Source organism: Gordonia insulae (assembly GCF_003855095.1).
Taxonomy (GTDB): Bacteria; Actinomycetota; Actinomycetes; order Mycobacteriales; family Mycobacteriaceae; genus Gordonia; species Gordonia insulae.
Genome location: NZ_CP033972.1, coordinates 4,405,988 through 4,418,889 on the forward strand (window position 1 = coordinate 4,405,988; position 12,902 = coordinate 4,418,889).

Annotated in this window: 11 protein-coding genes; 5 read left to right on the forward strand and 6 right to left on the reverse strand. The window is 68.5% G+C overall.

The window, feature by feature from the left end; translation table 11 throughout:
* The first annotated feature begins 55 nt into the window (after window positions 1-55).
* Entirely contained in the window at window positions 56-991 is a 936-nt protein-coding gene (locus tag D7316_RS20110) for an alpha/beta hydrolase (RefSeq protein ID WP_269462505.1), read from the forward strand.
* A 6-nt stretch (window positions 992-997) separates the two neighbouring features.
* Here the strand turns inward: D7316_RS20110 and rfbB are convergent, their stop codons facing one another.
* Entirely contained in the window at window positions 998-2,002 is a 1,005-nt protein-coding gene (gene rfbB / locus D7316_RS20115) for a dTDP-glucose 4,6-dehydratase (RefSeq protein WP_124709829.1), read from the reverse strand.
* 72 nt (window positions 2,003-2,074) lie between these two features.
* Between rfbB and rfbA the strand changes: the two genes are divergently transcribed.
* Together rfbA and D7316_RS20125 are read left to right on the forward strand one after the other, a co-directional pair.
* The gene (rfbA, locus tag D7316_RS20120; protein WP_124709830.1) at window positions 2,075-2,950 is read left to right on the forward strand and encodes a glucose-1-phosphate thymidylyltransferase RfbA; all 876 of its coding nucleotides are present in this window, start codon (window positions 2,075-2,077) and stop codon (window positions 2,948-2,950) included.
* Window positions 2,950-3,567, forward strand: coding sequence for a dTDP-4-dehydrorhamnose 3,5-epimerase family protein (locus tag D7316_RS20125; RefSeq protein WP_124709831.1), 618 nt, complete (start codon window positions 2,950-2,952; stop codon window positions 3,565-3,567). The genes rfbA and D7316_RS20125 overlap by 1 nt, the downstream gene beginning before the upstream one ends.
* Window positions 3,568-3,727: 160 nt before the next feature.
* Here the strand turns inward: D7316_RS20125 and D7316_RS20130 are convergent, their stop codons facing one another.
* Window positions 3,728-4,069: a DUF2304 domain-containing protein gene (locus tag D7316_RS20130; protein WP_124711462.1), complete on the reverse strand. Its 342-nt coding sequence runs from the start codon at window positions 4,067-4,069 to the stop codon at window positions 3,728-3,730.
* A 5-nt stretch (window positions 4,070-4,074) separates the two neighbouring features.
* Entirely contained in the window at window positions 4,075-4,779 is a 705-nt protein-coding gene (locus D7316_RS20135; RefSeq protein WP_124709832.1) for a glycosyltransferase family 2 protein, read from the reverse strand.
* Between the two features lie 49 nt (window positions 4,780-4,828).
* Between D7316_RS20135 and D7316_RS20140 the strand changes: the two genes are divergently transcribed.
* Window positions 4,829-5,698 carry a glycosyltransferase family 2 protein gene (locus D7316_RS20140; protein WP_124709833.1) on the forward strand — a complete coding sequence of 290 codons (870 nt, stop codon included), beginning with the start codon at window positions 4,829-4,831 and terminating at the stop codon, window positions 5,696-5,698.
* Here the strand turns inward: D7316_RS20140 and D7316_RS20145 are convergent.
* Together D7316_RS20145 and D7316_RS20150 are read right to left on the reverse strand one after the other, a co-directional pair.
* A complete protein-coding gene (locus tag D7316_RS20145; protein WP_124709834.1) occupies window positions 5,641-6,906 on the reverse strand; it encodes a polysaccharide biosynthesis protein in 1,266 nt (421 codons plus the stop codon). The two genes, D7316_RS20140 and D7316_RS20145, sit on opposite strands and share 58 nt — an antisense overlap.
* A 29-nt stretch (window positions 6,907-6,935) precedes the next feature.
* Window positions 6,936-8,291 carry a M1 family metallopeptidase gene (locus D7316_RS20150; protein ID WP_124709835.1) on the reverse strand — a complete coding sequence of 452 codons (1,356 nt, stop codon included), beginning with the start codon at window positions 8,289-8,291 and terminating at the stop codon, window positions 6,936-6,938.
* Window positions 8,292-8,518: 227 nt separating this feature from the next.
* On the opposite strand from D7316_RS20150, the gene D7316_RS20155 reads away from it, so the two are divergent.
* Window positions 8,519-8,944 carry a DoxX family protein gene (locus D7316_RS20155; protein WP_124709836.1) on the forward strand — a complete coding sequence of 142 codons (426 nt, stop codon included), beginning with the start codon at window positions 8,519-8,521 and terminating at the stop codon, window positions 8,942-8,944.
* Window positions 8,945-9,014: 70 nt separating this feature from the next.
* Here D7316_RS20155 and D7316_RS20160 read toward each other — a convergent pair whose 3' ends face one another.
* A complete protein-coding gene (locus D7316_RS20160) occupies window positions 9,015-12,893 on the reverse strand; it encodes a Pls/PosA family non-ribosomal peptide synthetase (protein WP_124709837.1) in 3,879 nt (1,292 codons plus the stop codon).
* Window positions 12,894-12,902 lie beyond the last annotated feature (9 nt).

A 12,902-nucleotide genomic window follows, 5' to 3' on the forward strand; every position in this document is an offset into this window, starting at 1 on the left:
CGCCGTCGGGTAGCTGTGTGTTGTCCACCTCATGCGCACGGGATACGGTCGGCGTGTGTCGCGGGCAGACGTGGAATTCAGGTCGGGCGGGCCGAGTCGTCACCCCGGCGCCGGGAGCGGGTCGGGTCGTCCCGGCGATTCTTGTCGTGGCTGGCTCTACCTGCCGGACTCCGGGGAACCGGCGCCGATCATCGTGATGGCGCACGGTCTGGGCGCGGTCAAGGAGATGCGGCTCGACGCCTTCGCCGAGCGGTTCGCGGATGCCGGCTACGCGTGTCTGGTGTTCGACTATCGCCATTTCGGGGACAGCGACGGTGAACCGCGGCAGCTGCTCTCCATCCGCCGCCAGCTCGACGACTGGGCGGCCGCGATCGCCTACGCACGGTCGATCCCCGAGGTGGACAGTGGCCGCGTGGTGCTGTGGGGCACCTCGTTCGGTGGTGGACACGTGATGGTCGCCGGGGCCCGCGACGGGCGAGTCGCGGCGATCATCGCGCAGTGTCCGTTCACCAGTGGAGTCGCGTCCACGCTGGCGCTGGATCCGATGTCGGCGGCCAAGGTCACCGCGCGCGGGATCGTCGACCTGGTGGGGTCTGCGTTCGGGCGTGCACCGGTGATGGTCGCGCTGGCGGGCGTGGCTCACGAGCCCGCCCTGATGACCGCGCCGGATGTGGTCCCCGGCTACCTGCCGCTGGTGCCGGAGGGGCATCCGTTCACCAACGAGGTGGCCGCGCGGGTGGGCCTGGCCATCGTGGCGCACCGGCCCGGTCGTGCGCTCGAGCAGATCACCTGTCCGGTGCTGGTGTGCGTCTGCGACGACGACACCGTCGCGCCCGCTCGGCAGACGGTCCGGTACGTCCGGCGCGGCCCGACGACCCAGATGATCCGGTACCCCGAGGGGCACTTCGACATCTATGTCGGTGAGGCGTTCGAGCAGGTCGTCGCCGACCAGGTCGACTTCCTGGATCGGGTGGTGCCGCTACCGGAGTAGGAGCTCTCAGCCGATGATCTTCTCGGTGGCTGCGTAGCCCGCTTCGACGGTGTGTTTGTTCGGTTGCCACCAGTCGGGGTGGTCGCGGTACCAGGCGATGGTGGCGGCCAGTCCGGTGCGGAAGTCCACATACTGTGGGCGCCAACCGAGTTCGGTGCGTAGCCGGGTGGAGTCGATGGCGTAGCGGCGGTCGTGGCCGGGCCGGTCGGTGACGAAGTCGAACGCGTCGGTGGGTTGTGCGAGTAGATCCAGGATGGTTTCCACGACGGTGCGGTTGTCGACCTCACCGTCGGCGCCGATCAGGTAGGTCTCACCGATCTGGCCGCGGTCGATGATGGTCCAGACGGCGTCGTTGTGGTCGTCGACGTGGATCCAGTCGCGCACGTTGCGGCCGTCGCCGTAGAGACGGGGCCGTACCCCGGTGAGCACGTTGGTGATCTGGCGGGGGATGAACTTCTCGATGTGTTGGAAGGGCCCGTAGTTGTTGGAGCAGTTGGAGATCGTGGCAGCGATGCCGAACGAGCGGACCCAGGCGCGGACCAGCAGGTCGCTGCCGGCCTTGGTGGAGCTGTAGGGGCTCGACGGGTTGTAGGCGGTGTGCTCGGTGAATCGGGCCGGGTCGTCGAGGTCGAGGTCGCCGTAGACCTCGTCGGTGCTGATGTGGTGATAGCGCACGTCGTGGCGACGTACCGCCTCGAGCAGACTGTAGGTGCCGACCAGGTTGGTCTGCACGAACGCCGACGGATCGGCCAGCGAGTTGTCGTTGTGGGATTCGGCGGCGAAATGCACCACCAGATCGGTGCCGGCCACGAGCCCGTCGACCAGCTCGGCGTCGGCGATGTCGCCGGTGACCAGTTCGATGCGCTCGGCGACCGGTGCCAGCGTGGCCGGGTTGGCCGCATAGGTCAGCTTGTCGAGCACCGTGACCTGCACGTCGGGCCGCTGCGACAGCGTGCGCAACACGAAGTTCGCACCGATGAACCCGGCACCACCGGTCACCAGAACCCGCATGTCCAACCCCTTTCGCCGACGCCGCGCCTTCCACGGGCGCAGCTCAGCCTACCGTCGCCTAGTGTGTGTGCCATGCGTGGAATCATTCTCGCCGGAGGCACGGGAACCCGCCTGCATCCGATCACGCAGGGTGTGAGCAAACAGCTGGTGCCGGTGTACGACAAGCCGATGATCTACTACCCGCTCTCCACGCTCATGCTCGCGGGTATCCGTGACATCCTGATCATCACCACCCCGCACGACGCCCCGGCTTTCCAGGGTCTGCTCGGGACGGGAGAGCAGTTCGGGGTCACCATCAGCTACGTGACACAGCCGTCGCCGGACGGTTTGGCGCAGGCCTTCGTGCTGGGCGCCGACCACATCGGCGACGACTCGGTGGCGCTCGTGCTGGGCGACAACATCTTCTACGGTCCGGGGCTCGGCAGCCGGCTGCAGGGTTTCGAGAACGTCGACGGCGGAGCGATTTTCGCGTACTGGGTCGCCGACCCGTCCGCGTACGGTGTCGTCGACTTCGACGACTCCGGAACGGCGGTGGCGCTGCAGGAGAAGCCCGAGCACCCGCGCTCCAACTATGCCGTACCGGGGCTGTACTTCTACGACAACGACGTCGTCGAGATCGCCCGCAACCTGAAGCCCAGTGCCCGTGGCGAGTACGAGATCACCGACATCAACGCCCACTACCTCGAACGCGGCAAGCTCGCGGTGAAGGTCTTGCCCCGCGGCACCGCCTGGCTCGACACCGGAACGTTCGATTCGTTGCTCGACGCGGGCAATTTCGTGCGTACCGTCGAGCAGCGGCAGGGGCTGAAGATCGCGGTGCCCGAGGAGATCGCGTGGCGGCGTGGTTTCATCGACGACGACGAACTGCGCTCTCGTGCGGTGAAGCTGCGGAAGTCCGGTTACGGCGACTATCTACTGGAACTACTCGAACGCGGAAAAGGATTCTGATGCAGCTGCGCCCCTTGGTCATCGACGGAGCGTGGGAACTGACCCCGGTGCAGCACGGCGACGGCCGCGGACTGTTCGCGGAGGTCTTCAAGGGCGATCTGCTCGCCGAGGCCATCGGGCACCGGCTCGACCTCGCGCAGGTGAACCTGTCGGTGTCCGCGGCCGGTGTACTGCGCGGCGTGCACTTCGCCGATGTGCCGCCCGGGCAGGCGAAATACGTCACCTGCGCATCGGGGGCCATCCTCGACGTCATCGTCGACATCCGGGTCGGATCACACACCTTCGGCACCTACGACACCGTGCTCCTCGACGACGTCGACCGCCGCGCGGTCTACCTGTCCGAGGGCCTCGGCCACGCATTCTGTTCCCTGGCCGACGGTTCCACGGTCACCTACCTCTGCTCGACCGGCTACAACCCGACCGGCGAACACGGCATCAACCCGCTGGATCCCGAACTCGCCATCGACTGGCCGACCACGGCCCGCGACGGCACACCACTGAACTACGAACTGTCCGCCAAGGACACGGCCGCACCGGGGCTGTCGGCGGCACGTGAGTCCGGCTTGTTGCCGGTCTACGACGACGTCACGGACTATCTGCGGTCGCTGGCGACGTAACCGCTGATCGAGTGGTTCGCGGAGTGGTCTCGATACGCCGGCTCGCAAGCTCGCTGGCTACTTGACCAGCGGAGGGCGCTCGACCAGCGAACCAAGCGCCCCGACCCATCCGCTGATCGAGTGGTCCGAGGCGCCAGCCGAGGACGTATCGAGATCACCGTCACTCACGAGACTGCTTCTCCGCGTTCTGCAACGCCACCGCGCGCGCCAGGCGCGCGTACTTGATCTCGAGTTCGCGGAACCGCAGATACGTTGACACCGTGGTGAATGCGAAGGCGATGACCAGCAGGAACAGCACCAGGTCGAGTCCTCGCTGGATGCCGATCTTGTTGGCCACCCACGTCACGTCGTCCTGGCGCAGCATCGCGTAGACGCCGAACACCACAAAGGCCACGAACAGCAACTTCACGCCCGCCGACGACCGCGCCGTGCCGCGATGGATCATGAAGAACGTGACCAGGGCCACGAGTCCGAGGATGGCCAGGATCTGGAACCAGATCATCGCGCTCACTTCCTCATCCGGGTATGCAGCAGTCCGTCGGCGACGATGTTCACGCCGTTGATCAGCGACTGCCCCTTCGCCCGTGAGTAGTCGGTGTAGAGGATGGTGACCGGTTGTTCGGTCACCCGCCAGTGGTGGTGATCGATGAGCGCGACGAACTCGGACGCGTGACTCATGCCGCTCATCATCAGGTCGAGTTGGTCGGCGACGGTCTTGTTGAAGGCGCGTAACCCGTTGTGCGCGTCGGTGAGTCCCATCCGGCGGGTTCGGGGGCTGAGGAACACGATGGTGCGCAACGCCATTCGCCGCACGAACGGCACGGATTCGCTGCGGCCCTCGGCGAACCGGGTGCCGACGACGATGTCGACGGGTTCGGTGCGCAGGCGGTCGATCATCGCGACCACGTCCTCCACGCGGTGCTGGCCGTCGGCGTCGAACGTGACGAAATACTTGGCGCCCGGCTGTGCGCGGGCGTATTCGACGCCTGTCTGGATGGCCGCGCCCTGCCCCAGGTTCACCGGATGCCGCACCAGGCGGACCCCGGCCTTGATGATCTCGCCGGTCGAGTCATCGCGGCTGCCGTCATCGACGCACACGATGTTGGGGAAGGTCTTCGCGGCGTCGGACGCCACCCTCCGGATCACCTCGGCCTCGTTGAACACGGGTATCACCAGCCACACGTCATCGTTGCTGGTGGCGCCGGAGGTCATGTCGGTAACCCTAGCCGAGCACCGGGCGGCCATGACCTACCCTGGTCGCGTGCCGATCGACGTGATGATGCCGTTCTACGGTGACGTCGCGCAGTTCCGGCAGGCCGTCACCAGCGTGCTCGAACAAACCGACGGCGACCTCCGGCTCGTCGTCGTCGACGACTGCTATCCCGATCCGGAACCCCGCGAATGGCTCGCGTCGCTCACCGACCCCCGCGTCGAGTACCTGCGCAACGAGACGAATCTCGGCGTCAACGGTAATTTCCGCCGGTGCGTCGAGTTGGTGGAGGCCGACCACTTCGTGGTGATGGGCTGCGACGACGTGATGCTGCCCGACTACCTCGGCACCGTGCGTGCGCTGGCCCGGACGCATCCGGGTGCGTCGGTGATCGCACCGGGCGTGCAGGTCATCGACGATCAGGACCGGGTGGTGCGGCCGCTCGGCGACCGGATCAAGGAACTGCTGACGCCGGCCGCCCAGTCCGGGCGGCCGGTCGTGCTCGACGGTGAGGCCATGGCCACCAGCCTCTATCACGGCAACTGGACGTATTTCCCGTCGCTGCTGTGGCGCACCGGTCCCGTCCGCGAGGTCGGGTTCCGGCCCGGGCTGGAGATCGTCCTGGACCTCGCCCTGCTGGTCGACCTCGCGGCCGCCGGGGGAGCCCTGGTGCACGACCCCGCGGTGGTCTTCCACTACCGGCGGCACGAGGCATCGGTCAGTTCGGTCCAGGCCGTCGACGGTAGACGGTTCGCCGAGGAGAACGCCTTCTTCGCGGCCGAGGCCCGACGCTGCGCCGACCGCGGCTGGCCCCGGGCCGCGCGCGCCGCGCGCCTGCACGCGACGTCGCGGCTCAACCATGTTCAGTCGCGGGTGCTCGCCACCGTCGGTCGGTTGCGCCGCACCAACGCGAGCGCGTGAACGATCATCCCGACGACGGGCCCGGCGATCAGCGCGATCGCCACACGTGCCTCTACACCCACGGGTAGGAGTAGCAGCGCGATCGAGGCCCCGGTGGCCGCCCACCAACCCGCGGCGTACCAGCGGTGCGTGCCGACCGCGATCGCCGCGGCGCCGGTCACCGTCAGCAACGCGAGCGCGGTCGCCCCGAGCGTGAACGCGGCCAGCGTGGCCCCGGACAGTCGGAAGTCCGCGCCGAAGACCGTCGTCATCAGCCACGGCCCGATGAGCCACGCGGCCGCCGACCCGGCCACCCCGATCGCGGCGACCACCGCCGCCGGCGCGCGCAGCGCCGACCAGAGGTGCTGCCGTCCGTCGACGAAGCGGGTGATCAGCACACCCTGAAAGCTGTTCAGCGGCACCAGCAGGGGAGCTCGCGTGAGGGTCACCGCCAGGACCACCGCACCGACCGTCGCGGTGTCGGCGTCGTCGCCGTTGGTCGCATTGATCAACACGGGGAAGCCCATCACGAGGACCGCACTCGCGGCCGCGGCGGCCATCGCGGTCACCGTGTTGAGCGTGAGCCGTCGGGCCGCGACGTCGCCGGGTAGGCCGATCGCCCGACGCGCGGCGCTCGAGCTGAGCAGCAGCACGATCCACGACACCGAGCCGATCACGGTGATCACCAGGAATGCGGTGAGGTCGAGGCCGAGCACCACCGCCGCGATCGCGCCGGCCAGCCGGATCAGTGCGTCCACCGACAGCAGGGCGGCGAACGCACCCCACGACGCCGCCCCCGACAACGCGCCCGCGAGGTGGGCGTACACGCCGAACGATGCCACGCCCACCGACAGCAGCAGGACCGACAGCCAGCGGTGCTCGGTGAACACGTGCCCGCTCCACAGCGGTGACGTCGCCGCGACCAGGGCTGCAAGCGTCACCCCGATCAGCGCGTTGATCAGCCACGGCCGGCCCCGTGGCGGCGCATCGGAGGCCGGTGCGTGCTCGTCGATGCCCGCCCGGATCGCGCGCGTAGCCTCCTGCAGTTGACCGTTCTGCGCGCCCGTGACCATGCCGTAGGCCGCCCAGAAGACGGCGAACACCGCATAGCCCGCGGCGCCGAGATCTCGCGCGGCGAGCAGCAGGACCAGATAGCCCGACGCGGCGGCGATCACCGTGGCGACGGTGACACGTCCGATCGCCGAGTTCTTCGGCGTGGCGTCGGGCATCGTCTCGTCCGGTCCTGGTGCTCGAGGGCTCAGGACGGCCCGGGGAACGGCGGTAGCGCGGCGGTGAACAGCCACTCGTCCCACAGCGGGCCCAACGACATCGTGGAGAAGTTGGCGGCCAGGGCGATGAAATCCTCGGTGGTGACCGACCCGTAGCGATACTTGTCGGTCCACCGACGCAGCAGCGCGAAGAAGTTGCCGTCCCCGATCGCCAGCCGGAGGGCATGCAGGGTCAGCGCGCCACGCTTGTAGACCCAGTCGTCGAACATGTGGCGCGGTCCCGGATCGGTGAGTGTCGTGCGCACCGGATGGGTGGCCAGCTTGTCGTAGTACGTGCGCGCCCACTCGGACGCGCTCTTGCCGCCCGACCGTTGGCTCCACAACCATTCGGCATAGCAGGCGAACCCCTCGTGCAGCCAGATGTCGCGCCAGCGCGACAGGGTGACGGAGTTGCCGAACCACTGATGCGCCAGTTCGTGGGCGACGAGGCGTTCGGCGCTGCGGCTGCCGTCGCAGTGGTTGGCGCCGAACGTGGAGAAGCTCTGTGCCTCGATCGGGATGTCGAGCTCGTCGTCGGTGACCACCACGGTGTAGGTGGGGAACGGATAGGGCCCGAACATCTCCACGAAGACGTCGATCATCTCCATCTGCCGGCCGAAGTCGATGTCGAAGGTGCGCATCAGTCGTGCGGGCAGGACGGCGTCGACCGGAAACGGCTTGGTGGCCAACGACTTCTTCTTGTACATGCCGATCTGGACCGAGGCCAGGTACGTCGGCATCGGTTCGATCTGCTGGTAGACCCAGGTGGTCTGCGCGGCGCGGGTCCGCTTGGACTCGAGGATGCCGTTGGCGAGCGCGTAGTACGGGCTGTCGGTGGTGATCGCGATCCGGTACGGCGCCTTGGCGCTCGGGTGGTCGTCGCACGGGAACCACGACGCGGCGCCGTTGGGCTGGTTGGCGCACAGCGCGCCGTCGGTGAGTTCCTCCCAGCCGACCTCACCCCAGGGGCCGCGGATCGGGCGCGGCGATCCGGTGTAGCGGATCACGATCGTCATCGCGCCACCGGGCGGGATGGGTGACTCGGGCGTGATCGACAGCTTCCGGCTGCGGTGCGAATGGCGGGCGCGCTTGTCGTTGACCGTCACCCGCGACACCGACATCGTCGACGCGAGGTCGAGCGTGAACCGCTGCAGATGGATGAACGACGTCGCGGTCAGGGTCGCGACGCCGGCCAGGCGGTTGGGCGAGACCTTGTATTCGAGGTCGAGGTCGTAGCGCGAGATGCGGTAGCCGAGATTGCCGTTGTCCGGCAGGTAGGGGTCGAGAGCATCGAGCGGGGCACCGAGATGGGGCTGACGTGGACCTTTGGCCGACTTACCCGGCACTGACTCTCCTGTCTGCTCGAATAGCGGCCTGTTTGAGAAGCGGTGCTGTGGGGAAAAGTTGGTGCAGCGTCTCGCCGCGCGTTTTCCCACACGGTCCCCATGCCGTCGCGGACACTTAGGTTACCTGCCGCACCCGAGGTGCACCCGACGGTGAGGTCATGAGACGCTGAGAGGCAGGGAACCGGACCGCAGTCCGGTTCATTGGAGTCGGGACGGAAGGGGAGATCATGTTCGGCGTACGCAGTGTGACGTTTTTCTTGGCACGACTGATTCTCGGATACATCTTCATCATGCACGGCTGGCAGAAGCTCCACACCAACGGAATCAGCAATGTGGAGAAGGGTTTCGACGCGATGGGCATCCCGGCGCCCAACCTGGCCGCGCAGTACGCGACCTGGGTCGAGTTCGTCGGCGGCATCCTGCTGATTCTCGGTCTGTTGCTGCCGATCGTGTCGATCCTGTTGATCGCGGACATGATCGGCGCGATCGTCTACGCGCACTGGGATGCGGGATTCTGGACGGCCGACGGTGGGTACGAGTTGCCGCTCGCGCTGATCGCCGGCCTGCTGGCCGTCGGCTTCGCACAGGCCGGCAATGCGGCGGCCGATCACTACGTGTTCCGGCGGCGCCGCCGGGGCGCGGTGGTCGAGTAGGTCGGGATCGAGTAGACCGAAGACCGGTTGGCGTCTGTGCCGAATCCGGCACAGACGCCAACCGTCGACCTCATCCGTTCCAGGGGGCGATCGGGTTGCCCTGCCAGCGGGTGTGCGCGGGCACCACGTCGCCGCGCATCACCAGCGATGCCGGGCCCACGGTCGCGCTCTCACCGAGGCCGGCCGCCGGTAGTGCCACACAATGCGGGCCGAGCGTGGAACCGGCATCGAGCCGCACCTCGTCGATCGCCATCACCCGGTCGTGGAAGAGATGGGTCTGCACCACGCAACCCCGCTGCACCGTTGCCCCGTCGCCGAGCGTGACGAGGTCGGCCTCGGGCAGCCAGTACGTCTCGCACCAGACACCCCTGCCGATGTGCGCGCCCAGCATGCGCAGCCAGAGGTTCAGGATCGGCGTGCCGGTCGCGGCATTGGCGAACCAGGGCGCCGCCACGGTCTCGACGAACGCGTCGGACAGCTCGTTGCGCCACACGAACGAACTCCACAACGGGTGCTCGGAGATCCGGATCCGCCCGACCACCAGCCATTTCGCCGCCGCCGCGATACAGCAGGCCGCAGCGCCGGCGACCAGCAGCAGCAATCCGCTGACCAGGGCCGCCACCCAGTAGTGCGCGTGCTGCGCGATGTACTGCAGACCGATCAGCATGAACAGGCCGAGCCCGAACGACACCATCACCGGGATGATCCGCAACGTCTCGACGACCGACCGCGCGACCTTGAGCCGCGTCGACGGATCGAAGGTGCGGGACGTGTCGGTGGCTGCCGCGGTGCGCCGCAAGCGAACCGGCGGGCTGCCCAGCCAGCTCGACCCCGACTTCGCGCGATCCGGCGTGGCCGAGAGCACCGCGACGAGACTGTTCTTGGGGACCTTGCGGCCGGGGCCCGTCATCCCGGAGTTGCCGAGAAAGGATCGCTTGCCGATCTTCGCCTCGTCGATGTGCATCCATCCGCCGCCGAGCTCGTAGGACGCGACCATCGTGTCGTCGGCGAGGAACGCGCCGTCGCCGATGGTGGTGAACTTCGGCAGGACCAACGCGGTCGAGATCTCGGTGCCCGTGCCCACCTTGACCCCGAGGATGCGGAACCACCACGGCGTCAACAGGCTGGCGTAGAGCGGGAACAGGTAGGTGCGGGCGGCGTCGAGGAGACGCTCGGTCATCCACACCTGCCAGCCGACGCGGGAGCGCACCGGGTGATAGCCCTTGGTCAGCCCGATCGACAGCAGCCGCACGAGCACAGCGGTGATGACCGCGAACACCAGCAGGCTGGTGAGGGTGGCCGCCGGCAGCAGGGCCAGGCAACGCAGTGCGACGCTGCGCAACCGGTCGGCGTGGATGGCCCATGACCCCATCACCGCGAGGCCGGCCGCCAGTGCGATCAGCGGGATCGCGGCCAGCAGTAGCGACGACACCCCGTAGATCGACACCCAGCCACTGCCGCGTGGGGGTCGATGATCCGGCCAGGGATGATCGGCCTTGCGAACCTTCACCGCGGGCGAGCCGGCCCAGTGCTGGCCCGATTTCACGCGGCCGCGGACCGCCGAGCCGGGTGCGACCTCGGCGTCGCGACCCACCACGGCGCCGGGCAGCAGCGTCGACCGCGCACCGATCGAGGCGCCGCGTTTGATCACGATCTCACCGATGTGGACGACGTCGCCGTCGATCCACCAGCCGGTGAGATCGACCTCGGGTTCCACCGACGCGCCCTCGCCGATGGTGAGGAATCCGGTGACCGGCGGAATCGTGTGCATGTCGACGCCACGGCCGATCTTCGCGCCGAGTGCCCGTCCGAGGTGGATCATCCACGGCGCACCGGACAGATTCGATGCGCCGCTCGCCTCGAGCAGTCGTTCGGCGACCCAGAGCCGGATGTGCGTACCGCCGCCGCGGGGATAGTCGCCCGGCGTGACGCCCGCAAGGAGCACCCGGGCACCCGTCGCGGCGATCAGCATGCGTCCCGGCGGGGTGATGAACAGCACGAACGCGACCAGCAGCACCCACCAGTTCACCGAGACGAGCCAGGGCACCTGCCGATTCGTGCTGTCGGCGACGGCGACCGCGATGTTGTTCACCACACCGAGCCACGTCGCCCACTGCAGGCCGGTGAGCGTGGTCAACGGCACCGACAACAGGATCTGCGCCAGGCCGGCCCGGCGCGGGGTCGGTGTGACCTCGCGGGGCGTGACCACCGTCGACGGCTTCCGCGCGTCGAGCATCTCGGCCAGCGAGCCGAGCCGCGGATGGTCGTACAGATCGGCGACGGTGATCTCCGGGTACCGCGCGCGTAGCGCGGTCACCAACTGGGCGGCCGCGAGCGATCCGCCGCCCTCGGCGAAGAAGTCGGCGCCCGAGTTGGTGATGGTCACGCCGAGGACGTCGGTCCAGCACTGCGCCACCCACACCTCGGTGTCGGTGAGATCGACGTCATCGTCGTCGGTGGCCGTGTTTGCGCCGGGCAGCGGCCACGGCAGGGCGTTGCGGTCGACCTTGCCGGAGGTGCGGGTCGGCAGTTCGTCGACGAGCGCGAGGCGGGGCACCATCGGTGCGGGCAATTGGGCCACCAGGGTGGCGTGGGCCTGCGCGACGTCGAAGTCGGGGTGTGGGGACACCAGGTAACCGACCAGCAGGCTGTTGCCTGCCGCCGATTTGCGGACCGCGGCCGCCGCACCGCTCACCCCCGGGAGTTGTTGCAGCGCATTGTCGATCTCGCCGAGCTCGATCCGGCGACCACCGACCTTGACCTGGTCGTCGGCGCGGCCCTGGAAGAGCAGGCCTGCCGGGTCGAGCCGGACCAGGTCCCCGCTGCGGTACGCGCGATCCCATCCCAGGGTCGGCATGGGCGCGTACTTCTCGGCGTCCTTGGCCGCGTCGAGATAGCGGGCGAGCCCGACACCACCGATGACGAGTTCGCCGACCTCGCCCTCCGCGACGGGTCGGCTGTCGGTGCCGACGACCGCGAGATCCCAACCGGGCAGCGGTAATCCGATGCGAACCGGTCCCTTGCCGTCGAGGGGGGCGGCGCACGCGACCACCGTCGCCTCGGTGGGGCCGTAGGTGTTCCACACCTCCCGCCCCTCGACGGCGAGCCGCTCGGCGAGCTCCGGCGGGCAGGCCTCACCGCCGAAGATCAACAGCCGCACCGCTTCCAGGGCCTCCGGTGGCCAGAGGGACGCCAACGTCGGGACCGTGGACACCACGGTGATGTCGCGCTGCACCAGCCATGGTCCGAGATCCATGCCGCTGCGCACCAGCGAGCGTGGCGCGGGGACCAGGCACGCCCCGTAGCGCCACGCCAGCCACATCTCCTCACACGAGGCATCGAAGGCGACCGAGAGGCCGGCGAGGACGCGGTCGCCCGGACCGAGCGGATCGTCGACCAGGAACATCCGCGCCTCGGCGTCGACGAAGGCCGCCGCGTTGCGATGCGTGACCGCGACGCCCTTGGGGGTACCGGTGGACCCGGACGTGAAGATGATCCAGGCGTCGTCGTCGACGGTCGGACGCGATGCCGGCGTTGCATCGGCGGTGTCAGGGAGAGCCTGCAGGCCACCGGGTCCCACGATCGCGTCCACCCGCGCCTCGCCGAACACCAGTTCGGCCCGCTCGTCGGGATCGTCGGCATCCACCGGGACGTACGCCGCGCCCGCATACAACGTGGACAGGATCGCCACGTACAGGTCACGGCTGCCCGACGGCATGCGGATCCCGACACGCCCTCCCCGGCGGACACCGGCCGCGGCGAGTCGTTCTGCGCCGCGTCGGACCAGCGCGAGCAACTGGACGTAGGTGAGAGCCAGGTCACCATCGTCGATCGCGATGGCATCGGGGTACGCCGCGGCGCTCGCATCGAGCACGTCGCACAGGGTGCGCGGGGCGCTGGCCTGCGACGACAGGAGGAATTGGGGAGGAATGACCACGGTCACGACCATCGATTCGGC